At 72.2% G+C, this 25,786-nt stretch carries 25 protein-coding genes; 7 read left to right on the top strand and 18 right to left on the bottom strand.

The window, feature by feature from the left end; all coding sequences use genetic code 11:
* Positions 1-6: 6 nt before the first annotated feature.
* From OG361_RS13425 to OG361_RS13445, 5 genes are all read right to left on the bottom strand, one after another.
* A complete protein-coding gene (locus OG361_RS13425) occupies positions 7-360 on the bottom strand; it encodes an MmcQ/YjbR family DNA-binding protein (RefSeq protein ID WP_405853539.1) in 354 nt (117 codons plus the stop codon).
* Positions 357-1,652, bottom strand: coding sequence for a hemolysin family protein (locus OG361_RS13430; RefSeq protein WP_405853540.1), 1,296 nt, complete (start codon positions 1,650-1,652; stop codon positions 357-359). Before OG361_RS13430 ends, OG361_RS13425 begins: the two co-directional genes overlap by 4 nt.
* 4 nt (positions 1,653-1,656) lie before the next feature.
* Complete coding sequence (gene ybeY, locus OG361_RS13435) at positions 1,657-2,154, bottom strand: rRNA maturation RNase YbeY (protein ID WP_405853541.1); 498 nt, start codon at positions 2,152-2,154, stop codon at positions 1,657-1,659.
* Between the two features lie 12 nt (positions 2,155-2,166).
* On the bottom strand, positions 2,167-3,249 hold the full coding sequence (locus tag OG361_RS13440; protein ID WP_405853542.1) for a PhoH family protein: 1,083 nt from the start codon (positions 3,247-3,249) through the stop codon (positions 2,167-2,169).
* A 106-nt stretch (positions 3,250-3,355) separates the two neighbouring features.
* Positions 3,356-4,474: a carbohydrate kinase family protein gene (locus tag OG361_RS13445; protein WP_405853543.1), complete on the bottom strand. Its 1,119-nt coding sequence runs from the start codon at positions 4,472-4,474 to the stop codon at positions 3,356-3,358.
* A 256-nt stretch (positions 4,475-4,730) separates the two neighbouring features.
* On the opposite strand from OG361_RS13445, the gene OG361_RS13450 reads away from it, so the two are divergent.
* Positions 4,731-6,074 (top strand): MFS transporter, encoded by a 1,344-nt coding sequence (locus tag OG361_RS13450; protein WP_405853544.1) that lies wholly within the window; start codon positions 4,731-4,733, stop codon positions 6,072-6,074.
* Positions 6,075-6,197: 123 nt separating this feature from the next.
* Here OG361_RS13450 and OG361_RS13455 read toward each other — a convergent pair whose 3' ends face one another.
* From OG361_RS13455 to OG361_RS13475, 5 genes are all read right to left on the bottom strand, one after another.
* Entirely contained in the window at positions 6,198-7,196 is a 999-nt protein-coding gene (locus OG361_RS13455) for an adenosine deaminase (protein WP_405853545.1), read from the bottom strand.
* Between the two features lie 10 nt (positions 7,197-7,206).
* A complete protein-coding gene (locus OG361_RS13460; RefSeq protein ID WP_405853546.1) occupies positions 7,207-8,109 on the bottom strand; it encodes a ribonuclease Z in 903 nt (300 codons plus the stop codon).
* Between the two features lie 3 nt (positions 8,110-8,112).
* A complete protein-coding gene (locus OG361_RS13465) occupies positions 8,113-8,472 on the bottom strand; it encodes a histidine triad nucleotide-binding protein (protein ID WP_405853547.1) in 360 nt (119 codons plus the stop codon).
* An 80-nt stretch (positions 8,473-8,552) separates the two neighbouring features.
* Positions 8,553-9,647, bottom strand: coding sequence for a tetratricopeptide repeat protein (locus OG361_RS13470; RefSeq protein WP_384558730.1), 1,095 nt, complete (start codon positions 9,645-9,647; stop codon positions 8,553-8,555).
* Complete coding sequence (locus OG361_RS13475; RefSeq protein WP_405853548.1) at positions 9,644-10,987, bottom strand: ATP-binding protein; 1,344 nt, start codon at positions 10,985-10,987, stop codon at positions 9,644-9,646. The genes OG361_RS13470 and OG361_RS13475 overlap by 4 nt, the downstream gene beginning before the upstream one ends.
* 75 nt (positions 10,988-11,062) lie before the next feature.
* On the opposite strand from OG361_RS13475, the gene OG361_RS13480 reads away from it, so the two are divergent.
* Entirely contained in the window at positions 11,063-11,428 is a 366-nt protein-coding gene (locus OG361_RS13480; protein ID WP_405853549.1) for a hypothetical protein, read from the top strand.
* Between the two features lie 111 nt (positions 11,429-11,539).
* A complete protein-coding gene (locus OG361_RS13485) occupies positions 11,540-12,034 on the top strand; it encodes a DUF1772 domain-containing protein (protein ID WP_405853550.1) in 495 nt (164 codons plus the stop codon).
* Positions 12,035-12,087: 53 nt separating this feature from the next.
* Here OG361_RS13485 and OG361_RS13490 read toward each other — a convergent pair whose 3' ends face one another.
* From OG361_RS13490 to hrcA, 4 genes are all read right to left on the bottom strand, one after another.
* Positions 12,088-12,831: a 16S rRNA (uracil(1498)-N(3))-methyltransferase gene (locus OG361_RS13490; protein WP_384558718.1), complete on the bottom strand. Its 744-nt coding sequence runs from the start codon at positions 12,829-12,831 to the stop codon at positions 12,088-12,090.
* A complete protein-coding gene (locus OG361_RS13495) occupies positions 12,828-13,910 on the bottom strand; it encodes a nitronate monooxygenase (protein WP_405853551.1) in 1,083 nt (360 codons plus the stop codon). The genes OG361_RS13490 and OG361_RS13495 overlap by 4 nt, the downstream gene beginning before the upstream one ends.
* A gap of 105 nt (positions 13,911-14,015) precedes the next feature.
* The gene (dnaJ, locus tag OG361_RS13500; protein WP_384558712.1) at positions 14,016-15,152 is read right to left on the bottom strand and encodes a molecular chaperone DnaJ; all 1,137 of its coding nucleotides are present in this window, start codon (positions 15,150-15,152) and stop codon (positions 14,016-14,018) included.
* Positions 15,153-16,172, bottom strand: a complete 1,020-nt coding sequence (gene hrcA / locus OG361_RS13505) for a heat-inducible transcriptional repressor HrcA (protein ID WP_384558709.1) — start codon at positions 16,170-16,172, stop codon at positions 15,153-15,155.
* A 148-nt stretch (positions 16,173-16,320) separates the two neighbouring features.
* On the opposite strand from hrcA, the gene OG361_RS13510 reads away from it, so the two are divergent.
* Positions 16,321-17,049, top strand: a complete 729-nt coding sequence (locus tag OG361_RS13510; RefSeq protein WP_405853552.1) for an MBL fold metallo-hydrolase — start codon at positions 16,321-16,323, stop codon at positions 17,047-17,049.
* 10 nt (positions 17,050-17,059) lie between these two features.
* On the top strand, positions 17,060-17,863 hold the full coding sequence (locus tag OG361_RS13515; RefSeq protein ID WP_405853553.1) for a DUF3097 domain-containing protein: 804 nt from the start codon (positions 17,060-17,062) through the stop codon (positions 17,861-17,863).
* A 147-nt stretch (positions 17,864-18,010) separates the two neighbouring features.
* Here OG361_RS13515 and hemW read toward each other — a convergent pair whose 3' ends face one another.
* The 3 genes from hemW to lepA form a co-directional block, all read right to left on the bottom strand.
* Positions 18,011-19,243, bottom strand: a complete 1,233-nt coding sequence (hemW, locus tag OG361_RS13520; protein WP_405853554.1) for a radical SAM family heme chaperone HemW — start codon at positions 19,241-19,243, stop codon at positions 18,011-18,013.
* Between the two features lie 65 nt (positions 19,244-19,308).
* Entirely contained in the window at positions 19,309-21,186 is a 1,878-nt protein-coding gene (locus OG361_RS13525; RefSeq protein WP_405853555.1) for an AMP-dependent synthetase/ligase, read from the bottom strand.
* Between the two features lie 205 nt (positions 21,187-21,391).
* A complete protein-coding gene (lepA, locus tag OG361_RS13530; RefSeq protein WP_384558694.1) occupies positions 21,392-23,257 on the bottom strand; it encodes a translation elongation factor 4 in 1,866 nt (621 codons plus the stop codon).
* Between the two features lie 184 nt (positions 23,258-23,441).
* Here lepA and rpsT point away from each other — a divergent pair, with 184 nt between their 5' ends.
* Positions 23,442-23,708, top strand: a complete 267-nt coding sequence (gene rpsT, locus OG361_RS13535) for a 30S ribosomal protein S20 (protein ID WP_056559045.1) — start codon at positions 23,442-23,444, stop codon at positions 23,706-23,708.
* Between the two features lie 785 nt (positions 23,709-24,493).
* Here rpsT and holA read toward each other — a convergent pair.
* Positions 24,494-25,480, bottom strand: a complete 987-nt coding sequence (gene holA, locus OG361_RS13540) for a DNA polymerase III subunit delta (protein WP_384558688.1) — start codon at positions 25,478-25,480, stop codon at positions 24,494-24,496.
* Positions 25,481-25,531: 51 nt separating this feature from the next.
* Between holA and OG361_RS13545 the strand changes: the two genes are divergently transcribed.
* A complete protein-coding gene (locus OG361_RS13545) occupies positions 25,532-25,777 on the top strand; it encodes a hypothetical protein (protein ID WP_405853556.1) in 246 nt (81 codons plus the stop codon).
* Positions 25,778-25,786: the final 9 nt, after the last annotated feature.

Below are 25,786 nucleotides of genomic sequence, written 5' to 3' on the forward strand. Positions count from 1 at the left end.
CAGGCCCTACGGCCGGTCGAGGCGGAGCCGTACCGCCTTGGGAAGACCGGCGACGACGAGGTCGTACGAGTCCTCGACGAGCTCCCGGACCATCCGGTCCGGGAGCTCTCCGACGGTCACCGTGTTCCAGTGCCGCTTGTTCATGTGGTAGCCGGGGGCGACGGCCGGGTGCTCCTCGCGGAGCCGCACCGCCTCGTCCGGATCGCACTTGAGGTTGACCCGCAGCGGCTCGGAGTCCAGCGCCGCCAGCGCGAACAGCTTCCCGGCGACCTTGAAGACGGAGGTCTCCGGGCCGAACGGGAACTCCTCCGTCGCGTCGTTGAAGTCCAGGCAGAAGGCGCGGAGCTCGTCGGGGGTCATACGGCCTTCTCCTCCGGCTCCAGCGGTTCCACGAGGACGGTGACGATCTTGTTCCGCCGGCCGGCCGGGGACTCGGCCGTGAGCCGCAGCGAGCGGCCGTCCGGCAGCTCCACCACCGCCTTCGCGCCCGCGATCGGCACGCGGCCGAGCGCCTTGGCGAGCAGGCCGCCGACGGTCTCCACGTCCTCGTCGTCGTACTCGTCGGGGCCCAGGCCGTACAGCTCGCCCAGGTCTCCGATGTCGAGGCGGGCGGTGACGCGGTGGCGGTCCTCGCCCAGCTCCTCGACGGGCGGCAGCTCCCGGTCGTACTCGTCGGTGATCTCGCCGACGATCTCCTCCAGGATGTCCTCGATGGTGACGATGCCGGCCGTGCCGCCGTACTCGTCGATGACGACGGCGACGTGGTTGCGCTCCTGCTGCATCTCGCGCAGCAGGTCACCGGCGTTCTTGGTGTCCGGCACGAAGGCGGCGGACCGCATCGCGGTCGACACCAGGTCCGCCTCGGAGTCGCGGTTGATGTGCGTCTTGCGGACCAGGTCCTTCAGGTACACGATGCCGACGATGTCGTCCTCGTTCTCGCCGGTGACCGGGATCCGGGAGAAACCGGAGCGCAGCGCCAGCGTGAGGGCCTGACGGATCGTCTTGTACCGCTCGATGCAGACGAGGTCGGTGCGGGGCACCATGACCTCCCGTACGAGCGTGTCCCCGAGCTCGAAGACGGAGTGCACCATCCGGCGCTCCTCGTCCTCGATCAGCGACTCCTGCTCGGCGAGGTCGACCATGGCCCGCAGCTCGGCCTCGGAGGCGAAGGGGCCCTTGCGGAAGCCCTTGCCGGGGGTGAGCGCGTTGCCGATGAGGATCAGCAGCTGCGGGATCGGGCCCATGATCCGGGCCAGCGGCAGCAGGACGTACGCGGCGGCGGTCGCCGTGTTCAGCGGGTGCTGGCGGCCGATGGTGCGCGGCGAGACGCCGACGGCCACGTACGAGACGAGGACCATGACGGCGATGGCGACGAGCAGCGCCTCCCAGGTCTCCGGGAAGGCCTCCAGGCAGGCGTACGTGACGAGGACGCCGGCCGCCATCTCGCAGGCGACGCGGACGAGCAGCGCCACGTTGAGGTAGCGGGTCGGGTCGGAGGCGACCTGGGCGAGCTTCTCCGCCCCGCGCCGCCCGGACCGTACGGCCTCGGCGGCGCGGAAGCTGGAGACGCGGGCGAGACCGGCCTCGGCGCAGGCGGCGAGCCAGGCGACGACGACCAGGGCGACCGCGCCGAGGATCAGCGAGACGTCCATCGGGTCAGGAGACGGTGGGCGCCGGGGACGGGCCGGTGAGGCCCTTCTCCGCGCGCCAGCCGTCGACGATCGCCGCCTGGAGGCCGAACATCTCGGCCTTCTCCTCGGGCTCCTCGTGGTCGTAGCCGAGGAGGTGGAGCACACCGTGGACGGTGAGGAGCTGGAGCTCCTCGTCCATGGAGTGCTCCGTCGGCGCGTCCTTGCCCTGCTGGGTGGCGACCTCGGGGCAGAGCACGATGTCGCCGAGGAGCCCCTGCGGGGGCTCCTCGTCGTCCTTCGTCGGCGGACGCAGCTCGTCCATCGGGAAGGACATGACGTCCGTCGGCCCGGGCAGGTCCATCCACTGGATGTGGAGCTGCTCCATCGCCTCCGCGTCGATGACGATCACGGAGAGCTCGGAGAGCGGGTGGATGCGCATGCGCGCGAGCGCGTAGCGGGCGATGTCGAGGATCGCCTGCTCGTCGACCTCGGTACCGGACTCGTTGTTGACGTCGATCGACATGTGTTCTGCGTTCTACTTCCCGTTGCGGCCGCGCCGGTGCTCGCCGCGGCTGTCGTCGCGGCTGTCGGTGCGGAGGTCGTACTGCTCGTACGCGTCGACGATACGGCCGACGAGCTTGTGCCGGACGACATCCTGCGACGTGAGCGTCGAGAAGTGGACGTCCTGGACGCCGTCCAGGATGTCGCGGACCTGGCGCAGACCGCTCTTCGTCCCGTTCGGCAGGTCGACCTGGGTGACGTCACCGGTGATGACGATCTTCGAGTCGAAGCCGAGGCGGGTGAGGAACATCTTCATCTGCTCGGGGTTCGTGTTCTGTGCCTCGTCGAGGATGATGAACGCGTCATTCAACGTCCTGCCCCTCATGTAGGCCAGCGGCGCGACCTCGATCGTCCCGCTCGCCATGAGCTTGGGGATCGAGTCCGGGTCGAGCATGTCGTGCAGTGCGTCGTAGAGCGGACGCAGGTACGGGTCGATCTTCTCGTAGAGCGTGCCGGGCAGGAAGCCGAGCCGCTCACCCGCCTCGACGGCGGGCCTGGTCAGGATGATCCGGGTGACCTGCTTGGACTGCAGGGCCTGGACCGCCTTGGCCATGGCGAGATAGGTCTTGCCGGTACCGGCGGGACCGATGCCGAAGACGATCGTGTGCTTGTCGATCGCGTCGACGTACCGCTTCTGGTTGAGCGTCTTGGGCCGGATCGTGCGTCCCCGGCTGGAGAGGATGTTCTGCGTGAGCACCTCGGCGGGAGTCTCTTCGCCCTCCGCCGATCCGTTCTCGCTCGCCCTGAGCATGGCGATCGAGCGTTCCACTGCGTCCTCCGTCATCGGCTGACCGGTGCGGAGCACCAGCATCATCTCGTCGAACAGGCGCTGTATCAGGGCGACTTCCGCCGCGTCTCCGACCGCGCTGACCTGGTTGCCCCGGACATGGATGTCGGCCTGCGGGAACGACCTCTCGATCACGCGGAGAAGCGCGTCACCGGAGCCGAGCAGACTCACCATCGGATGCTTGGCGGGGACGGTGAAGTGGGCGCGGGCCTGGTCGGGCGCCCCGTCGTCGCGGGGCGCTCCGTTGTGGGCTGTGGGTGTCTGAGTCATGGGCCGGCACTAAGGCCTGCACATACCTCCCGTTGCAGGGTTCTCGCTGCTCGACAACCTCTCGGCTTCCAAGCCTACGACTCGGCGCCGACAAGCCCGTAGTGGTTTACGAGGCTGCCGCCCGGAAGCCGATCGTGGGCACCGCCCGGCGCAGCGGCCAGGGGCGGGCGGGGGCCGGCAGGAGCCGCTCCAGGAAGGCGTAGCGGCCGCGCAGCGCCTCGGGGTCCTGCTTGGCGTGGCCCTGGACGTGCTGCCACCAGGCGGCGATCTCGCCCCAGGTGGGGGCGGAGAGCGAGCCGCCGAACTCCTGGACGGAGAGGGCCGCGGTGAGACCGGCGAAGGCGAGCCGGTCGGCGAGGGGCCAGTCGGCGAGGGTGCCGGTGACGAAGCCCGCGACGAAGACGTCCCCGGCGCCGGTGGGGTCGAGGGCGGAGACCTGGATGGCGGGGACCTCGGCGGTCTCGCCGGTGGCGCCGTCGACGGCGTAGGCGCCCTCGGCACCGAGGGTGACCACCGCGTAGCGGACCTTGTCGGCGAGGGCGCGGGCGGCGGCCCGGGGGCAGTCGGTGCGCGTGTACCGCATGGCCTCGGCGGCGTTGGGCAGGAAGGCCTCGCAGTGCTCCAGGTCGGCGAGGCCGGCCAGGTCCCAGCGGCCGGTGTCGTCCCAGCCGACGTCGGCGAAGACCTTGGCGCCGCCGCGGGCGGCCTGGGCGACCCACTCCTCGCTGCGGCCGGGGACGAGGGAGGCGACGGCGGCGCGGGCGTGCGGCGGGTAGGCGGGCAGGGCGCCGTCGAGCGGTGGGGCCTCGTGGCCGTGGGAGACCATCGTGCGCTCGCCCTCGTAGGCCATGGAGACCGTGACCGGGGAGTGCCAGCCGGGGACGGTGCGGGAGAGCGAGAGGTCGATGCCCTCGCCCTGCTCCAGGGCGTCCCAGCAGTACTCGCCGTAGTGGTCGTCGCCGAAGGCGGCGGCGAGCGAGGTGCGCAGGCCGAGGCGGGCGAGGGCGGTGGCCATGTTGGCGACGCCGCCGGGGCTGGAGCCCATGCCGCGGGCCCAGGACTCGGTGCCGCGCACGGGGGCGCTGTCGAGGCCCGTGAAGATGATGTCGAGGAAGACCGTGCCGGTCAGGAAGACGTCGCAGGCGGGGTCGGTGGGCTCGCGCAGACACACCAACGGGTCGACCCCGGCGTGGTGTTGCGGCTGGTCTCCCCTTGCTGTGCTCACGGCAGGCTCCCGGGTCGTGGTCCGATCAGGTCAGTGTGCCCGATGGGGGGTGGGTGACGGGTGGGACGCACGAGGAAGGCCGTCCCCCTACCCGTAAACCCACCCATCAAACCAAGAGTGACCCGGATCACACATTTTACCCGGGGCTACCACCTTCTCGGGCAAGTCGCCTGCTTGATACACATGGTTCCGCGACCCCGTGCCTCCTGCACCAACGGGCGCTCCACCCCTCCCCTTTTCGTTCCCGGGAACGCCCATGTCGTCGCGGCCTCGCGGCTCGGGGGCCCTCGTCGCCCTCGTCGCCCTCTTCACCGCCGGTTACCTCGCCCCGTACCTGCTGCCGACCGTCGTCGGCCGCCTCGCCTCGGGGCTCGGCCTCAGCCCCGCCCAGGCGGGCCTGGTCGGCTCCGTGCTGCTGCTCGGCTCCTCCACCGCCGGTTTCACGCTCGCCGCGCGCGGGGAGCGGATCGGCCCCCGCGCGGCGGCCCGCGCCGGCCTCCTCGCGATGGCGATCGGATACGGCTCCGCCGCCGCGACGCACACCGTGCCCCTGGTGGTCGCGGGCGCGGTCCTCGGCGGCCTCGGTTCCGGTACGGCGACGGCGGTGGCCGCGGCCGGCATCGCCGGACAGCGCGACCCGCACCGCGCCTCGACGCTGGGCCTGCTCACCGTCTCGGCCACGGCCGGGGCCCTCTACCTGTCCCTGCCGCACCTGGGCGGCGGCCACGCGCCCGCGCTGCTCGCGATCGCCTGCGCGGCGGCCCTCGTGTGGCCCCTGACGGGCCGGCTGCCGTCCGCCACGCGCGCGCGTGGCGGACATACCGAGCCGGGGGCCTCCCGCACGGGCCCGCTGCCCTACCGGCGGGCCGGGGCGGTGCTCGCCGGGGGCATCCTGTGCTGGTCCCTCGCCCAGAACGCGCTCTGGGGCGTGAGCGGCCGCATCGGACTCACCCAGGCCGGGCTCTCCGAGGTCACCGTCGGCGCGGTCTTCGCGGCGGCGCTCGGCGCGGGGCTCGCCGGGGTCACGGCGGCGGGGGCGCTCGGCTCGCGCCTGGGCCGCGCCGTGCCGATCGGCGTGGGCACCGTCCTCATCGCGGCCTGCGTGCTGCTGAGCTCGGCAGCCGGGAGCCTGGCCTCCTTCGCGACCGGCGAGATCCTGTGGAACGCCGTCTACCCGGTCGTCCTCTCGTACCTCCTGGGCCTGGCCGCCTCCCTCGACCCGCGCGGCCGCTGGGCCGTCCTGGTCGGCTCGGCGTCCTCCCTGGGCGTGGCCTGCGGCCCGGTCACCGGCAGCCTCCTCTCGGAGCACGCCGGGTACACGGGCATGGGTGTGGTCCTCTGCGCCCTGCTCCTGCTCGTCGCCGTCCCGATGACGGCGGTGGCCCGCCACGCCGCCGGCCGCCCCCTGGTCCCCGGCTCCGTCCGCCGCCGCGGCGGCGCCCCGGCCGCGATCCTCGCGGGCACGGCCTCGGCGAGCACGGCCCTGGTCCCCCAGATGGGCGCCCCGGAACAGACGGTCGCCCCCATCCCGGTCCCGGCGGGCCGCCGCCGCCTCGTGAAGTCGGCGTTCCGGCTGGCGAGGCCGAGCGACCGGGGCTGACCGCCGGGCGGACACGTCAGCCCCGCCGGCGTTTGAGGCGCGGGGTCCAGGGCGGAGCCCCGGTGACGGAAAGGGGCGGGGTGGGGAAGAAGCCCGCCGCAGGCGGCCCCGCACCCGCCCCGACTACTCCCCGTCGAACGCGTACGCCTCCACCTCGGCGAGGTACCGCGCCCTGCGGGGCTCGTCGTCCTCCAGGAAGGAGGCGCGGAAGGAGTTCCGGGCGAGCTCCCGGAGCTGGTCCTCCGTGAGGCCCAGCGCCTCCCGTACCCCGGAGAAGTTGTCGCCCACGTAGCCCCCGAAGTACGCCGGGTCGTCGGAGTTCACCGTCACGAGCAGCCCCGCCGCCATCATCGCGGGCAGCGGATGGTCGGCGAGGGTGTCGATGACGCGGAGCCGGACGTTCGACAGGGGGCAGAGCGTGAGCGGCACCCGCTCGCGGGCCAGCCGGTCGACGAGCTCCGGGTCCTCCATGCACCGCAGACCGTGGTCGACGCGCTCCACGCCGAGGACGTCGAGGGCCTCCCGGACGTAGTCGGCCGGGCCCTCCTCGCCCGCGTGGGCGACCCGGCGCAGCCCGAGCCGGGCGGCCTCCTCGTACACCTCGCGGAACTTCGCGGGCGGGTGGCCGACCTCCGCCGAGTCCAGGCCGACGCCGGTGATCCGGTCCAGGTACGGCTTCGCGGCCTCCAGGGTGGCCAGGGCCGACTCGGCGGACTCGTCGCGCAGGAAGCACATGATGAGCCGGGTCGAGATCCCGTACCGCTCCTCGGACCGGTCCAGGGAGGCGCCGAGGCCCTCGATCACCGTGCCGATCGGGACTCCGCGCGCGGTGTGCGCCTGCGGGTCGAAGAAGATCTCGGCGTGCCGGACGCCCTGGGCCGCGGCCCGCTCCAGATAGGCGTCGGCGAGCTCCGTGAAGTCCTCGGCGGTGCGCAGGACCGCCATCAGGCCGTAGTAGAGGTCCAGGAAGGACTGGAGGTCGCTGAAGCGGTACGCCTCGCGCAGGGCGGCGGTGTCCGCGTACGGCAGGGTCACGCCGTTCCGCGCGGCGAGCGCGAAGGCCGGCTCGGGTTCGAGGGTGCCTTCGATGTGGAGGTGGAGTTCGGCCTTGGGTACGGGCATGGGTGGTGCTCTATCTCTTCGGTACGGGGACCCTCATGAGGTCCTGGGCAATGCTCAGTTCGCCGTCGAACCCGGCCGCCCGCGCCTGCCGCTCGAACTCGGCCGGGTCGCCGTAGCGCTGCGAGAAGTGGGTCAGGACGAGGTGCCGCACCCCCGCGTCCCGCGCCACCGCGGCGGCCTGGCCGGCCGTCAGATGGCCGTGGTCGGTGGCGAGGCGGACGTCCTCGTCGAGGAAGGTCGACTCGATGACGAGCATGTCGGCGCCCTCGGCGAGGGCGTGCACCCCGTCGCAGAGGCGGGTGTCCATGACGAAGGCGAAGCGCTGCCCGCGCCGGACCTCGCTGACCTCGTCGAGGGTCACGCCGTCCAGCACGCCGTCCCGCTGGATCCGGCCCACGTCGGGGCCCTTGATGCCGTGCGCGGCGAGCCGCTCGGGCAGGATCCGGCGCCCGTCGGGCTCGGTGATCCGGTAGCCGTACGACTCGACGGGGTGCGAGAGCCGGTACGCGTCGAGGGTGTACGCCTCGGTGACGGCGAGCGGCCCGTCGGCGGCGACGGGCGACTCGGTCAGCTTCACGGTCTCGCGGTAGGCCGTGGCGTACCGCAGCCGCTCGAAGAAGTGCTGCCCGCTCGCCGGGTAGTGGGCGGTGACCGGGTGCGGGACCTGGTCGAGGTTGATCCGCTGGATCACCCCGGCCAGGCCGAGCGAGTGGTCGCCGTGGAAGTGCGTCACACAGATCCGGTCGAGGTCGTGCGCCGCGACCCCGGCGCGCAGCATCTGGCGCTGGGTGCCCTCGCCGGGGTCGAAGAGGATGCCCTGGCCGTCCCAGCGCAGCAGGTAGCCGTTGTGGTTGCGGTGCCGGGTCGGGACCTGGCTGGCGGTCCCGAGGACGACCAGTTCGCGTACGGACACTGCTTAGCCGGGGGGCCAGTTGAGGCCGCGGCCGCCCAGCACGTGCGCGTGGGCGTGGAAGACGGTCTGGCCCGCGCCGGCGCCGGTGTTGAAGACGATCCGGAAGCCGTGGCCGTCGATCTTCTCCTGCGCGGCGATCTCTCCGGCCTCGCGCAGTATGTCGGCGGCGACCGTCGGCGCGGCAGCCGCCAGGGAGGCGGCGTCCGGGTAGTGGAGTCGCGGGATGACGAGGACGTGGGTGGGTGCCTGCGGGTTGATGTCGCGGAACGCGAGGGTCGTCTCGGTCTCGCGCACGATCGTCGCCGGCACCTCCCCTTCCGCGATCTTGCAGAACAGGCAGTCGCTCTGCGGCTCTCCGGCCATGGCCCGGGCCTCCTCGCCTCTGATGTGGATCGGTCCAACGGGAATGCTATCCGCCGGCACCGACATGACCGCGCCCCCGGTCAGTCCTTCGGCGCGCGGCGGTTCAGGGCCGAACGGCTCACCCAGTACGTGATGATCACCGCCCAGAACAGCGGCGTCCCGAGCCCGCCGACCGCGCCCGACTCGAACGACCACAGGGCCATCGTCACCACCGAGTACAGACCGAGCAGCCCCACCGCGGTCGCCATCGCGATCACCGGCCGGCAGGCCCGCGCCACGAGCAGCATCGGGCGGCGCAGCCGGGGCGGGACCCGGCGGCCCATCCACAGCACCCAGCCGCCCCAGGCGCCGAGGAGGACGGCCGCGCCGATCACGAAGGGAACGACCGCCTCCGCGCCGGTGGCGCCGGAGCGGACCGGGGCGGTGGCGAGGAAGGAGGCGACGAAGCCGACGAGGGCGACCCAGCGGGCCCCCGCGGCGGTGTTCCAGGCCATGGCCTCCAGGTTGTAGCGGGCCTTGCGGTCGTCGAGGTCGAGCGCGGCGGAGGCGACGAAGCCCTCGGCGGCCTGCGTCCAGGCCCCGCGCCGGAACCAGCGGCGCCGCAGCCGCAGCAGCGAGAGGTTGTTGTGGGCCTCGCTGCTCTGCGGGTTGAGCCGCAGGGCCGCCTCGTACGCCCGCTGCGCGGTGGCGTGGTCGCCCCGCCGCTGGGCGGTCAGGCCCACCAGGAAGTGGGCCGCGTCCTCCTCGGGGCCGAGGGTGACGGCGGCCCGCGCCGCCTCGTACGCCTCGACCGTCCGGCCCGGGGTGCGGGCGTGCTCGCCGAACTCGGCGAGGGCGGTGCCGAGCGCGTAGTGGCTGCCCCAGTACTGCGGGGCGAGCTCGACGGCGTGCCGGGCGCTCGCCTCGGCCTCCGGGAACCGCCGTAGTCCCAGCAGGATCTGTACGCGCATCAGCCAGCCCATGAGCAGCTCGGGTTCGGCGCGCAGCGCCTGCTCCACGGCGGCCAGGGCGGCCGGTCCCGCGCCGGCCCGGTGGTGGCAGCGGGCGAGCAGGACGAGGGCCTCGGCGTCCTCGGGATCGGTCGCCAGGTGCTGGGCGACGAGGGCGCCGGCCTGCTCGTACCGTCCGGTGTCGTACAGCGCCTCGGCGCGCAGGAGCGCGGTCGGAGTGGTCACAGCTTGCGCTTCCGCTTCAGGTAGGCGAGGAGGTCGTCGTAGAGCCCGCCCTCGTTGGCGAACATGGCGACGTTCCGGGCGGCGGCGAACCACGGCTCCGTGGACGGCCTGATCTGCTTGGCCGCGCCGAGGAGGTCCTTGGTGGTGATCAGGCGTACGGAGCCGCTGCGGGCGGAGTCGAGGAGCGCGGCCTCGGCGGCCGTCTCGCAGAGGTGGGCGAGGTCGGCGCCGGAGAAGTCCTCGGTGACCTTGACGAGCTTGCCGAGGTCGACGGCCTCGATGGGGCGCTCGCGCAGGTGGTAGCGGAGGATCGACTCCCGGGCGGCCGCGTCCGGCGGCAGCACGAGCAGGGTGCGGTCGAGTCGGCCGGGGCGGCGCAGCGCGATGTCCACGTCCCAGGGCACGTTGGTGGCGGCGAGCACGAAGACGCCTTCGTTGCCGGCGCCGCTCGCGATGCCGTCGAGCTCGGTGAGGAGCTGGTTGACGACGTTGCGCAGTCCGCTGTGGTGCGTGCGGGAACGCTTGGCGCCGAGGGCGTCGAGCTCGTCGAGGAAGACGACGCAGGGCGCCTGTCGGCGGGCGGTCTCGAAGATGTCGTGGATGTTCTTCTCGGAGGCCCCGATCCACATGTCGAGGACGTCGGAGAGGGAGACGGTGAGGAAGCTCGCGCCGAGCTCGCCCGCGACGGCCCGGGCGATGAAGGTCTTGCCGCAGCCGGGCGGCCCGTACAGGAGCAGCCCGCCGCGCAGCGACTTGCCGTACAGCTTGCGCAGTTCGGGGTTGCGCATGGGGGCGAGGAAGGCCGCCTCCAGGCGGTCCTTGACCTCGTCCATGCCGCCGACGTCGGCGAGGCGTACGGAGCCGGGCGCGTCGACGTCCCAGGCGGCGGCGTCCCCGGCGGGGCCGTCACCACCGGCGGCCTGCGGCTCCTCAAGGAAGCGGGGGCCGACGAGGTCCTGGACCTGCTGCTCGGCGGCGGCCCAGTCGAAGGCGGGGGCGTCCCCGGTCGTGGGCGCGGGCGCCGCGGGTGCCTCGGGAGCGGGGGGCGCGGGTGCCTCGGGAGCGAGGGACGCGGGCGCCGCGGGAGCAGGGGGCGCGGGTGCCTCCGGCGTGGAGCCCGGTGTGGCGGCCGGGGGCAGGCCCATCGCCCGGACCATCAGCGCGCGGGCGTCGGCGTCCCCGGGCGCGTGCTGGAGGGCGACGGCCGCCTCCGCGACGGCCTCCTCGTTGCGTCCCTCGGCAAGAAGGAGCTCGGCGAAGTGGAGGCGCAGGGGTACGTCACCGGGGGCGGCGGCAACGGCGGTGCGCAGACTGCGGATCAGAGGGGACTCGTCGGCCATGCGGCCACCCTAAGGAGCACCCGGGTGCGGCCGTCCACCGGGTTCCGGCAGACACCCGTCCGTACACTGCGGCGGATGAGACGGGAAGGCGCGCTGCGCGAGCTGACGGTGGGCGGCACGGTGTGGCTCTGGAACGTCCGGCACCGCCACCCCGACTGCCGGACCGTGCTCTCCCTGCGCCGCGCGGAGCACCGCCACGCGCTGCTCCGGCTGGTCTTCCGGAACGCTCCGGGGCGGGCCGTGGCCGGCTTCCCGATGGGCGTCGGCGAGGTGGCCGCCGGAGGCGGTTGGCTCAACCTCAACGAGCCGGGCGTGGTGCGCCGCTTCCTCCAAGAGGCCCTGGCACGCGGCCTCGTCCCCACCGCTCACGGGGAGACGGACGAGGACGGCTGGCCGCTCTTCGACACCCTGACGGCGACGGAACCCCCGGACGCCGCATAGGGGGTGTCCGGCGGACCAGGGCCGGGGCGGTGGACGGGCGGTGGACGTGCGCGTATGCCGGTGCGACGCACGACCATGGTCCTGGGACCCGCCCCTCACTTGAATGGGGACATGACACAGAACACGGGTGGGAAGAGTGCCGGGGCGGTCCTCGGAGCGGCGACGGTGACGACCGGACTGCTGGCGGGGGTGTGGTTCGCGTACGTCTGCTCGGTGATGCCGGCGCTCGCGCGCAGCGACGACCGGGTCTTCGTCGAGGTGATGCGGAACATCAACGACGTGATCCAGAACCCGGTCTTCTTCACGCCGTTCTTCGCCGCACCGGTCCTCGCGGCGGTGGCCGCCTGGCAGCACCGCGCCACCCGGGCGCGGACCTGGACGATCGCCGCGGCCGTCCTCTGCGCGGCGGTCTTCCTGGTCACCTCGGCGGTGAACGTCCCCCTCAACGACGCCCTCGCGACGACCCGCGACCCGGCCGCGGCCCGGGCCGCCTTCGAGGGCCCCTGGGTCGCGTGGAACCTGGTCCGCGCGGTCCTCTCGACGGCGGGATTCGCCTGCCTGCTGCGGGCGACGACGGTACGGAACCGGGCGGGGGCGCGGGACTGAGGCTAGGACGTGTGCCGGGCGCCGCCGGGCAGGCGGGACTTTCGACACACGCCCTAGCTCCAGCGGCCCGTGCGTCCCAGGACCAGGGCCGTCGCGGCCGTACCCGCCGTGGAGGTGCGCAGCACGCTGCGGCCCAGGCGGTACGGCTTCGCCCCGGCCGCCTCGAAGGCCGCGAGCTCGTCCGGGGAGACACCGCCCTCGGGGCCGACGACCAGCACGACCGAGCCCTTCTCAGGGAGTTCGGCGGTGGCGAGCGCGCCGCTGGGATGGTCGCGGTCCTCGTGCAGGACCGCGGCGAAGTCGGCGCCCGCGAGGAGGGCGGCGACCTGCTTGGTCGTCATCAGGTCGGCGACCTCGGGGAAGCGGGTGCGGCGCGACTGCTTGCCCGCCTCGCGCGCGGTGGACCGCCACTTGGCGAGCGCCTTGAGGCCCCGGTCGCCCTTCCACTGGGTGATGCAGCGGGCGGCGGCCCAGGGCACGATCCCGTCCACGCCGGTCTCCGTCATGGTCTCCACGGCCAGCTCGCCGCGGTCGCCCTTGGGCAGCGCCTGGACGACGGTGATCCGCGGCTCCTCCTCGGGGTCCTCGTGGACCTCGTCGACCCGCACCGTCAGCTGGTCCTTGCCCTCGGCCGCCAGCACGACGCACTCGGCCCAGCGGCCCCGGCCGTCGGCGAGGACGAGCTCCTCGCCCTCCCGCAGCCGCTTCACGGAGACGGCGTGCCGGCCCTCCGGCCCGCCCAGGAGGAAGCTCCCCGGGCCGGGAACGGCGTCGACGACGAAGACGGGTGCGGTCATGAGGCGCTCCTGTGAGCCAGCTCGGAGAGGGCGGTGTCGAGTTCGGCGGCCAGCACCTCGACCAGCTGCCCGGCGGGGAGTTCGCGGGCCAACCGGTGGCCCTGCCCGGCCCACAGGGCCATGCCCTGGGCGTCGCCGGAGGTGGCGGCCGCCTTGCGGAGCGGGGCGGTGAGGTGGTGGACCTCGGGATAGGCGGCGGGGGCGTACGGCCCGTGCTCGCGCATGAAGCGGTTGACGAGCCCGCGCGCCGGACGCCCGGAGAACGCCCGGGTGAACGCGGTCCGGGTGAAGAGCGGGTCGGTCAGGGCCCGCTTGTGCAGCGGGTGCGCGCCCGACTCGGGACAGCCGAGGAAGGCGGTGCCGAGCTGGGCGGCGTCGGCCCCGGCGGCGAGGACCGCGGCGATCTGCGCGCCGCGCATGATCCCGCCGGCGGCGACGATCGGCAGCCCGACGCTCTCGCGGACCTGGGTGACGAGGGCCAGGAGCCCGGTCCCCGGGGTGTCGTCGTCCTCCGGGTCGTCGCGGTACGTGCCCTGGTGCCCGCCCGCCTCGACGCCCTGGACGCAGACGGCGTCGGCACCGGCCCGCTCGGCGGCGAGGGCCTCCTCGGCGGAGGTGACGGTGACGAGCGTGAACGTTCCGGCACGGGCGAAGGCGGCGAGCGTCCCGGGCTCCGGACACCCGAAGGTGAAGGAGACGACGCGGACCGGGTCCTCCAGGAGGATGGCCAGCTTGGCGTCGTAGGCGTCGTCCCGGCAGTCGTAGTCCTCGCCTAGCGGGGTCTCGTACCAGGTCGCCTCGCCGGCGAGCTGGTGGCGGTAGACCTCGACGGCGGCGGGATCGGCGTGCGGGCCGCTCTGCGGCATGAAGAGGTTGACGCCGAACGGACGCGCGGTCAGCCCGCGCACCTGTTTGATCTCCTGGTAGAGGCCTCCGGCCGTCTTGTACCCACCGGCCAGGAAGCCGAGCGCACCGGCCTCGCAGACGGCTCCGACGAGCTCGGGACAGGAGCCGCCACCCGCCATGGGGGCCTGCACGATCGGATGCCGAGAGAGATCGTTCAGTGCGGTGGTGGACATACGGGCATCGTTTCATGACCGTGCTGCCGGGCCGAATCGGTACGTCAGGTACGGAAAGGGCGGCACCCCCGATGCCGGGGTGCCGCCCTTTTTCCGCTCCAGGCTCTACCGCCCGTTGAACGCATCCTTCAAGCGCGAGAACAGCCCCTGCTGCCCCGGCTGGAACTGTCCGGTGGGCCGTTCCTCGCCGCGCAGCTTGGCCAGCTCGCGCAGGAGCCGCTCCTGCTCCGGGTCGAGCTTGCCCGGGGTCTGCACCTCGACGTGCACGATCAGGTCGCCCCGGCCGTTGCCCCGCAGGTGCGTGACGCCGCGGCCGTGCAGCGGGACCGACTGGCCCGACTGCGTGCCCGGGCGGATGTCGATCTCCTCGATGCCGTCGAGGGTCTGCAGCGGCACCTTCGTGCCGAGCGCGCCCGCCGTCATCGGGATCGTCACCGTGCAGTGCAGGTCGTCGCCGCGCCGCTGGAACGTGTCGTGCGGGATCTCGTGGATCTCGACGTACAGGTCGCCGGCCGGACCGCCGCCGGGGCCGACCTCGCCCTCGCCGGCGAGCTGGATCCGGGTGCCGTTGTCGACACCGGCCGGGATCTTGACGGTGAGCGTGCGGCGGGAGCGGACCCGGCCGTCGCCCGCGCACTCGGGGCACGGGGTCGGGACGACGGTGCCGAAGCCCTGGCACTGCGGGCAGGGCCGGGAGGTCATGACCTGGCCCAGGAAGGACCGGGTGACCTGGGAGACCTCACCGCGGCCGCGGCACATGTCACAGGTCTGCGCGGAGGTGCCGGGCGCGGCACCCTCACCCGAACAGGTGGTGCAGACGACGGCCGTGTCGACCTGGATGTCCTTGGTGGTGCCGAAGGCCGCCTCGTTGAGGTCGATCTCCAGGCGGATCATGGCGTCCTGGCCGCGGCGGGTCCGCGAGCGCGGTCCGCGCTGCGAGGCCGTGCCGAAGAAGGCGTCCATGATGTCGGAGAAGTTGCCGAAGCCACCCGCGCCGAAGCCGCCCGCGCCACCGCCGCCGGAGGCCGAGAGCGGGTCGCCGCCGAGGTCGTAGACCTGCTTCTTCTGCGGGTCCGAGAGGACCTCGTAGGCGGCGTTGATCTCCTTGAAGCGTTCCTGCGTCTTGGGATCGGGATTGACGTCCGGGTGCAGCTCGCGCGCGAGCCTCCGGAAGGCCTTCTTGATCTCGTCCTGGGAAGCGTCGCGGCGCACGCCGAGTACGGCGTAGTAGTCCGTGGCCACTTACGACTCCGCCAGGATCTGTCCGACGTAACGTGCCACTGCGCGTACCGCTCCCATCGTTCCGGGGTAGTCCATGCGGGTCGGTCCGACCACGCCGAGTTTGGCGACTGCTTCGCCGCCCGAACCGTAGCCGACCGAGACGACGGACGTGGAGCTCAGCCCCTCGTGGGCGTTCTCGTGCCCGATGCGTACGGTCATGCCCGATTCCTTGGCCTCGCCGAGCAGCTTGAGGAGCACGACCTGCTCCTCGAGGGCTTCCAGGACGGGCCTGATCATCAGGGGGAAGTCGTGTCCGAAGCGGGTGAGATTGGCGGTGCCGCCGATCATCAGCCGCTCCTCGTGCTCCTCCACGAGCGTTTCGAGGAGGGTCGCGAGCACGGTCGAGACCGTGGCGCGGTCCTCGACCTCCTCGAAGGACTCGGGGAGGTCCTGCACCAGCTGCGGCACGTCGGCGAACCGGCGGCCGACGACCCGGCTGTTGAGCCGGGCCCGCAGATCGGCGAGGGAGGTCTCGCCGAAGGGCGTGGGGCAGTCGATGACCCGCTGCTCGACGCGGCCGGTGTCCGTGATGAGCACGAGCATCAGGCGGGCCGGGGCCAGCGCGAGCAGCTCCACGTGACGGACGGTCGAGCGGGTCAGCGAGGGGTACTGGACGACGGCGACCTGACGGGTCAGCTGCGCGAGCAGCCGCACCGTACGGCCGACGACGTCGTCGAGGTCGACCGCGCCGTCGAGGAAGTTGTGGATGGCCCGCCGCTCGGGCGTCGACAGCGGCTTGACGCCGGCCAGCCGGTCGACGAAGAGCCGGTAGCCCTTGTCGGTCGGGATGCGGCCGGCGCTGGTGTGGGGCTGGGCGATGTACCCCTCCTCCTCCAGCACGGCCATGTCGTTACGGACCGTGGCGGGCGAGACACCGAGTTTGTGGCGCTCCGTGAGCGCCTTGGAGCCGACGGGCTCCTCCGTCCCGACGTAGTCCTGGACGATGGCGCGCAGCACCTCGAGTCTGCGTTCGCTGAGCATTCGTGCGCACCTCCAGCTGTCGTCGTCGTTCCGGTTGCTCCGCTTTTGGCACTCACCCTGTCCGAGTGCCAGCAATCCCCCGGCCAGTGTACGGCGGCGGACAACACTCCTGGCAAGGAGGCGGCAGCCCAGCGGCTAGCGTCGCCCCATGGACATCGATTGGGAAGCGTACGGCTGGGAGCGGTTGGCGGAGGGAACCGGCAGGCGCCGGCTGCCCGGCTGGGACGCCACGGTGGGCCTGGTCACGGGCGAGCGGGCGGTATTGCTGTACGACACGGGCTCGACGCTCGCGGAGGGCGCCGAGCTGCGGGCACAGATCGCCGCGCTGACGGGCGGCCGGAGAGTGACGCACATCGCACTGAGCCATCCGCATTTCGACCATGTCCTCGGGACTGCGGCCTTCGCGGGCGCGGAGGTCTTCGGCGCGGTCGGGGTGGACGAGCTGCTCGGCCGGGAGCGGGACCGGGAGGCGCTGGGCGCGGACGCGGTACGCCAAGGAGTCGACGCTCGGGACGCGGCGGAGGCCGTCGACATGCTGGTGGCCCCGCGGCACGTGGTCTCCGGCGAGTGGACGCTCGACCTGGGCGGCCGGCAGGTGCTCCTGGCCAACGTCGGCCCCGGTCACACGGGTCACGACCTGGCGCTCTTCGTCCCCGGCTCGCGCGAGGTCGTCTTCTGCGGGGACCTGGTGGAGGAGTCGGGCGAGCCGCAGGCCGGACCGGACGCGATCCCGTCCCGCTGGCCGGACGCGCTGGACCGGCTGCTGTCGCTCGGCGGCGAGGAAGCGTTGTACGTGCCGGGCCACGGGGCGGTGGTGGACGCCACGTTCGTACGGACACAGCGCGAGGAGCTGGCACGCCGCTTCGACGTGTCATAACGTCGCCCGAATGCGCAGCTACGACCCGGACCTGACACCCGCCTGGAAGCGGTCGGCACCCGTCCCGGAGATCCCGGCGGACCCCGACCTCGTCGTCGAGGAGGTCTCCACGGGCTTCTGCGGGGCCGTGATCCGCTGCGAGGCGGGCACGGTGACCCTGGAGGACCGCTTCGGCAAGCACCGGGTCTTCCCGATGGAACCGCGCGGCTTCCTCCTGGAGGGCCGGGTGGTCACCCTGGTGCGGCCCTCCGCCGCCGCCCCGGTACGCCCCACCCGTACGGCCTCCGGCTCGGTCGCCGTACCGGGCGCGCGGGCGCGCGTGGCGCGGGCGGGCCGGATCTACGTGGAGGGCCGGCACGACGCCGAGCTCGTCGAACGGGTCTGGGGCGACGACCTGCGGATCGAGGGCGTGGTCGTGGAGTACCTGGAGGGCATCGACGACCTGCCGTCGATCGTGGCGGAGTTCGGCCCGGCCCCGGACGCCCGGCTTGGCGTCCTGGTGGACCACCTGGTCCCGGGTTCGAAGGAGTCGAGGATCGCCGCGCAGGTGACCTCCCCGGACGTGCTGGTGGTCGGCCACCCGTACATCGACGTCTGGGAGGCGGTGAAGCCCTCCTCCGTGGGCATCAGGGCCTGGCCGACGGTCCCGCGCGGCCAGGACTGGAAGACGGGCGTCTGCCAGGCCCTGGGCTGGCCGCCGAACACGGGCGCGGCCTGGCAGCACATCCTGTCGCGGGTCACCTCGTACAAGGACCTGGAGCCGGAGCTGCTGGGTTCCGTCGAGCGGCTGATCGACCACGTGACCGTGCCCTGACCTACGGTCGGCCCGTTGTGCCGACCGACGCCCGGCCCCTTCTCCGCACTCGCGGAGGTGCTCCGTCGATCAGTTCGTCCACACGGCCGAGCAGGTCCCGCTCCCCGCAACGGCGGGGGTACGGCTGCCGCCGGGCGTCACCCTCACTCAGTCCACCAGGTCCCGCACGACCGCGTCGGCGAGGAGCCGCCCCCGCAGCGTCAGAACGGCCCGCCCGGCCTCGTACGACGCGGGGTCGAGGAGGCCGTCCTCCAGGGCCTTCCGTGAGGCGGCAAGCCCCGCCGGCTTGAGGATCGACAGCTCCACGCCCTCCCGAAGCCGCAGCTCGAGGAGGATCCGCTCCACCCGCCGGTCCTCCTCCGAGAGGAGCTCCCGCCCGGCGCCGGGCGACTTCCCGGCGCCGAGAGCCGCCGCGTACGCACCGGGATGCTTCACGTTCCACCACCGCACCCCGCCCACGTGGCTGTGCGCTCCCGGCCCGGCGCCCCACCAGTCGGCCCCGCGCCAGTACAGCTCGTTGTGGAGGCAGCGCCCGGCCTCCGAGGTGGCCCAGTTGGACACCTCGTACCACTCGAACCCTGCCTCGGCGAAGACGGAGTCGGCGATCAGGTACCGGTCGGCGTGCACGTCGTCGTCGGTCATCGGCACCTCGCCGCGCCGGATCCGGCGGGCCAGCTGCGTGCCCTCCTCGACGATCAGCGCGTAGGCGCTGACGTGGTCGGGTCCGGCGCCGATCGCCGCGTCGAGCGAGGCCCGCCAGTCGTCGTCGGTCTCCCCCGGTGTGCCGTAGATCAGGTCCAGGTTGACGTGCTCGAACCCGGCCGCCCGCGCCTCGGCGACGCACGCCTCGGGGCGTCCGGGCGTGTGGGTCCGGTCGAGGATCTTCAGGACGTGCTGCTTGGCACTCTGCATGCCGAAGGAGATCCGGTTGAACCCGCCCTCCCGCAGCTCGGCCAGGTACGCGGGGGTGACCGACTCCGGATTCGCCTCGGTGGTCACCTCGGCGTCGTCCGCGAGCCCGAACTCGTCCCGGACGGCCCCCAGCATCCGTACGAGGTCCCCGGCGTCGAGCAGCGTGGGCGTACCGCCGCCGACGAACACCGTCCGCACCGGCCGGGGGTCGTCGCCGAGCACCTTGCGGGCGAGCCGGATCTCCTCGGTGACCTGCCCGGCGTAGTTGTCCCGGGAGGCGAGCACGCCACCGGCACCGCGCAGCTCGCTCGCGGTGTACGTGTTGAAGTCGCAGTAGCCGCAGCGCGTCGCGCAGTACGGAACGTGCAGGTAGAACCCGAGGGGCCGCTCGGCCGCCCCTTCCAGGGCGTGCGCGGGCAGCGCCCCGGTCTCGGGCACGGACTCACCATCGGGCAGTACGGAAGGCATGAGCCCATTGTCCCGTACCGCCCGAGGTGAACCGTCTGCCTGTGGACAACCGGGGTCCGCGCAGGTCAGGACTCGCGCGAGCCCGTGTACATCTCCTCGATGAGCTCCTTGTACTCGCGCTCCACCACCGGCCGCTTCAGCTTCAGCGACGGCGTCAGCTCGCCGTGCTCGATGTCGAGGTCGCGCGGCAGCAGGCGGAACTTCTTGACCGTCTGCCAGCGCTGGAGGCCCTCGTTGAGCCGGTCCACGTAGCCCTGGATCAGCTTCACGGTCTGCGGGGCGGCGACGATCTCGGCGTACGACTTGCCCGCGAGGTCGTGCTCGGCGGCCCAGCCGAGGAGGGAGGGCTCGTCGAGGGCGATCAGCGCGGTGCAGTAGTTCCGGTCGGCGCCGTGGACGAGGATGTTGGAGACGAACGGGCAGACGGCCTTGAACTGGCCCTCGACCTCGGCCGGCGCGATGTACTTGCCGCCGGACGTCTTGATCAGGTCCTTCTTGCGGTCGGTGATCCGGAGGTAGCCGTCCGCGGACAGCTCGCCGATGTCACCGGTGTGGAACCAGCCGTCGGACTCCAGGACCTCGGCCGTCTTCTCCGGCTGGCCGTGGTAGCCCTCCATGATGCCCGGGCCGCGGAGCAGGATCTCGCCGTCGTCGGCGATCCGGACCTCGGTGCCGGGGAGCGGCTTGCCGACGGTGCCGGTGCGGTAGGCCTCGCCCGGGTTGACGAAGGAGGCGGCGGAGGTCTCCGTGAGGCCGTAGCCCTCCAGGATGTGGATGCCCGCGCCGGAGAAGAAGTAGCCGATCTCGGGGGCGAGCGCGGCGGAGCCGGAGATGCAGGCGCGCAGGTTGCCGCCGAAGGCCTCACGGATCTTGCTGTAGACGAGGGCGTCGGCGACCTTGTGCTTGGCGGTGAGGCCGAAGGGCGCGGAGGCGGTGCCCGTGCGGCGGAAGTTGTCCTGGGTGGCCTTGGCGTACTCGCGGGCGACGCCTGCCGCCCACTGGAAGATCTTGTACTTGGCGCCGCCGGCGGCGCGGGCCTTGCCGGCGACCCCGTTGTAGACCTTCTCGAAGATGCGGGGCACGGCGGCCATGTAGGTCGGCTGGACCACCGGCAGGTTCTCGATGATCTTCTCGACCCGGCCGTCGAGGGCGGTGACGTGCCCGACCTCGATCTGGCCGGAGGTGAGGACCTTGCCGAAGACGTGCGCGAGCGGCAGCCACAGGTACTGGACGTCGTCCTTGGTGACGAGACCGGTGGCGGCGATGGCCTTGGCCATGTACGACCAGTTGTCGTGCGGGAGGCGGACGCCCTTGGGGCGGCCGGTGGTGCCCGAGGTGTAGATGAGGGTGGCCAGCTGGGTGGAGGTGATCGCGGCGACCCGCTCCTTGACGGCCTCGGGGTGCTTCTCCAGGTACGCGCGACCGCGTGCCTCCAGGTCGGCGAGGGAGAGGACCCAGTCGCCGTCGCTCTCGACGCCCGTGGCGTCGATGACGACGACGTGGTGGAGGTCGGGCAGGTCGGCGCGGCGCTCGACGGCCTTCGCGAGCTGGGCCGCGTCCTCGGCGATGAGGACCCTGGACTCGGAGTCGGAGAGGATGAACGCCGACTCCTCGGCGTTGGTCTGCGGGTAGACGGTGGTGGTCGCGGCACCGGCGCACATCACGCCGAGGTCGGCGAGGACCCACTCCACCCGGGTGGAGGAGGCGAGCGCGACCCGCTCCTCGGACTGCACGCCGAGGTCGACGAGGCCGGCGGCGATCGCGTAGACCCGCTCGGCGGCCTGCCCCCAACTGAGCGACTTCCAGTCGTCCGGACCGGTGCCCGAGGCGGCGGGCACCGGGTACCGATAGGCCTCCGCGTCGGGAGTCAGCTCGACGCGCTCAAGGAAGAGGGTCGCCACGGAGGGCGGCCGGTTCTCGATCAGGGTCTGTGTGTCGCTCACGACGTCCTCCGGGCGGCGGCGGTGCCTGCTGGCGGTGCGTAACTACGTAACTAACTGGCGAGTAACCTTCGATTCGGGATCAGAGTAAAGGCCCGAGGACCGGCGCGTAAGTGCCTGCAAGGCGCCGCTTGATAACGAACGGGTCCACGCGCCGTCGGCACGTGGACCCGTTCGATGCACAGGACAGCTATTCGCTGCCGACCGGCTACTTCTTCTTGCCGGAGGACTCGTCGCTCGAAAGGACGGCGATGAAGGCCTCCTGAGGCACCTCCACCGAGCCGACCATCTTCATGCGCTTCTTGCCTTCCTTCTGCTTCTCGAGCAGCTTCCGCTTACGGGAGATGTCACCGCCGTAGCACTTGGCGAGGACGTCCTTGCGGATCGCGCGGATGGTCTCGCGGGCGATGACCCGGGAGCCGATCGCGGCCTGGATCGGCACCTCGAAGGCCTGCCGCGGGATGAGCTCGCGCAGCTTGGCGACGAGGCGCACACCGTAGGCGTAGGCGGCGTCCTTGTGGGTGACGGCGGAGAACGCGTCCACCTTGTCGCCGTGCAGCAGGATGTCGACCTTGACCAGGCTGGAGGCCTGCTCGCCGGTGGGCTCGTAGTCGAGGGAGGCGTAACCGCGCGTCTTGGACTTCAGCTGGTCGAAGAAGTCGAAGACGATCTCGGCCAGGGGCAGGGTGTAGCGGATCTCCACCCGGTCCTCGGAGAGGTAGTCCATGCCGATCAGCGTGCCCCGACGGGTCTGGCACAGCTCCATGATCGCGCCGATGAACTCGCTCGGGGCGAGGATCGTGGCGCGTACGACGGGCTCGTACACGTCGTTGATCTTGCCCTCGGGGAACTCGCTCGGGTTCGTGACCGTGTGCTCGCTGCCGTCCTCCATGACCACGCGGTAGACCACGTTGGGGGCGGTGGCGATCAGGTCGAGACCGAACTCGCGCTCGAGCCGCTCACGGATGACGTCGAGGTGGAGAAGGCCCAGGAAACCGACGCGGAAGCCGAAGCCGAGCGCGGCGGAGGTCTCCGGCTCGTAGACCAGCGCGGCGTCGTTCAGCTGGAGCTTGTCGAGGGCCTCGCGGAGGTCCGGGTACTCCGAGCCGTCCAGCGGGTACAGGCCCGAGAACACCATCGGCTTGGGGTCCTTGTAGCCGCCGAGGGCCTCGGTCGCGCCCTTGTTCAGGGAGGTGATCGTGTCACCGACCTTGGACTGGCGGACGTCCTTCACACCCGTGATGAGGTAGCCGACCTCGCCGACGCCGAGACCGTCGGCCGCCGTCATCTCCGGGGACGAGACGCCGATCTCCAGGAGCTCGTGGGTGGCGCCGGTCGACATCATCTTGATGCGCTCGCGCTTGTTGAGCTGGCCGTCGACGACTCGTACGTACGTCACCACGCCCCGGTACGAGTCGTACACGGAGTCGAAGATCATCGCGCGGGCGGGGGCGTCGGCGACGCCGACCGGGGCCGGAACGTCCCGGACCACGCGGTCGAGCAGCGCCTCGACGCCCATGCCGGTCTTGGCGGAGACCTTGAGGACGTCCTCCGGCTGGCAGCCGATGAGGTTGGCGAGCTCCTCGGAGAACTTCTCCGGCTGGGCGGCCGGCAGGTCGATCTTGTTCAGGACCGGGACGATGGTGAGGTCGTTCTCCATCGCCAGGTAGAGGTTGGCGAGCGTCTGCGCCTCGATGCCCTGGGCCGCGTCGACCAGCAGGACCGTGCCCTCACACGCCGCCAGCGAGCGCGAGACCTCGTAGGTGAAGTCGACGTGCCCGGGCGTGTCGATCATGTTCAGGATGTGCGTCCTGCCCTCACCCTGCCCGTCGGTGGGCGCCCACGGCAGACGGACCGCCTGGGACTTGATCGTGATGCCGCGCTCCCGCTCGATGTCCATCCGGTCGAGATACTGGGCACGCATCTGCCGCTGGTCGACCACACCGGTGAGCTGGAGCATCCGGTCGGCGAGCGTGGACTTGCCGTGGTCGATGTGCGCGATGATGCAGAAGTTGCGGATCAGAGCCGGGTCGGTACGGCTCGGCTCGGGCACGTTGGTAGGAGTCGCGGGCACGCAGGGTCTCGTCTCGGGGCGATGTCGGATCGATACGTAGGCTCCATGGTCCCATGCCCGCCGCCCTGTGCCCGGTTTGGGCGGGCCCGAGGGTGACTGATACTGTGGACAGCTGTGTCTCGTGTGCCCTCTCAGCTGCGAGTCACACTCCAGAAGGAACATCGAACCTGTAAAGGCTCTTTTCGTGGCGAACATCAAGTCCCAGATCAAGCGGAACAAGACGAACGAGAAGGCGCGCCTGCGCAACAAGGCCGTCAAGTCGTCGCTCAAGACCGCGATCCGCAAGGCCCGTGAGGCTGTCGCCGCGGGTGACGTCGAGAAGGCCGTCGTGGCTTCTCGCGCCGCTTCCCGTGCGCTCGACAAGGCTGTCTCGAAGGGTGTCATCCACAAGAACGCCGCCGCCAACAAGAAGTCGGCGCTGGCCACCAAGGCTGCCGCTCTCCAGGGCTGAGCTCTGATGTAACCGGTCGTACGGGACACAGCGGGCCCTCTCTCCCGCTCCCGCCCGACCACCAGGACTCGCACGCGGACGCGTTCGCCACGCGGGTGCGAGCCCACCCTCGTTTGACGACGAAGGCCCCGGCCTCCTTCCCCAGGAGCCGGGGCCTTCGCCATACCCACGGCGAGGCCCGCCTCCGCAACACTCCCGGGCCATAACCGCACGCCGCGACGCAAAGCCGCCGCGAACCCCCAGAACCCAGGCTGCGCGGCGCGAAGCCACCGCCGACGAACCCCCCGGGTGCTGAGCTACCCGCAAAGCCACCCCGCCCGCCCAGGGCCCAGGTCACCACGACGCAAAGCCGCCCCCTCCTGGCAGCAACCAGAACGAGAACCGGGACGCGCCCCTCAGCCCACAACCGGCCCGACGTGAAGCCTCCGACGAACCCCCGGGGGCGCGGAGCGGCGCAGCGCAAAGCCACCGCGAACCCGCCGAGCCCAGACTCCGTGATACGAAGCTGCCGCCTCCCAGCAGGGAGCCAGAGCGGGAACGGGGCCCCGCCCCCTCAACCCACAGCCACCACAGCGCGAAGCCGCCGCCTTCCGGCAGCCACCAGAACGAGAACCGGCTCGATCCCAGCCCCACGACCGGATCGGCGCGAAGCCGCCGCGCCCTCCAGGGGCCCGGGGCGCAGCCCCGGCAACATCAAACCCCCACCAGCCCCCGGCAGGGTTTCGGGAAGGGGCGGGGTGGGGGAATCAACCGCCCCAGGCCCAACACCCCCGCCCCGCCAACACCTACCGCCGCAACCGCGCCGCCCGCGCCACCGCGACCACCGCCTTCTCCAGGGCGTACTCGGGATCGTCGCCCCCGCCCTTCACCCCCGCGTCCGCCTCCGCGATCGCCCGCAGCGCGAGGGACACCCCGTCCGGGGTCCAGCCCCTCATCTGCTGCCGCACGCGGTCGATCTTCCACGGCGGCATGCCCAGCTCACGCGCCAGGTCCGCGGGCCGTCCGCCCCGGGCGGACGAGAGCTTCCCGATCGCCCGCACACCCTGCGCGAGCGCGCTCGTGATGAGCACCGGCGCCACCCCTGTCGAGAGGGACCAGCGCAGGGCCTCCAGGGCCTCCGCCGCACGCCCCTCCACCGCCCGGTCGGCGACGTTGAAGGAGGAGGCCTCCGCGCGGCCGGTGTAGTACCGCCCGACGACGGCCTCGTCGATCGTCCCGTCGACGTCCGAGGTCAGCTGCGCGCACGCGGACGCCAGCTCCCGCAGGTCGCTGCCGATCGAGTCCACCAGCGCCTGGCACGCCTCCGGTGTCGCCGCGCGCCCGAGCGCCCGGAACTCCTGCCGTACGAACGTCAGCCGCTCCGCGGGCTTCGTCGTCTTCGGGCAGGCCACCTCCCGCGCTCCCGCCTTGCGCGCGGCGTCGAGGAGGCCCTTGCCCTTGGCGCCGCCCGCGTGGAGGAGGACGAGCGAGATGTCCTCGATCGGGGCGTCGAGGTAGGACTTGACGTCCTTGATCGTGTCGGCGGAGAGGTCCTGGGCGTTCCGCACGACCAGGACCTTGCGCTCGGCGAAGAGCGAGGGGCTGGTGAGCTCCGCCAACGACCCGGGCTGGAGCTGGTCGGAGGTGAGGTCGCGCACGTCCGTGTCGGCGTCGGCGGCCCGGGCGGCCGCCACCACCTCCTGGACGACGCGGTCGAGGAGCAGCTCCTCCTGCCCCACGGCGAGCGTCACGGGGCCGAGGAGGTCGTCGGGGGAAGTCTTTCTGGTGGCCATCGCGATCCAGCATCCCACGGGCCACTGACAGCCATGCCCGAGAATGGCGGGGTGAGCGAACGACGACACGTACTGGTACTCCCCGACCGCGACTCCGCCGAGGAGGTCGCCGGGGAACTCCCCGACCGCTTCGGCGTGGCCGAGGCACCGCAGCTCGTGCGGGACGCCCTGGCCGGGGAGGACGACGCCGAGGACGCCCAGTGGCTGGTGGTCGTCGAGGACCCGGCGGGCCGGCTCGACCCGGCGGAGCTCGACGAGCTCGCCGCCGAGTACGAGGGCTGGCTGGAGGCTCCGTAACCACCCCGG

The sequence above is a fragment of the Streptomyces sp. NBC_00090 genome (assembly GCF_045160815.1).
GTDB lineage: Bacteria > Actinomycetota > Actinomycetes > Streptomycetales > Streptomycetaceae > Streptomyces.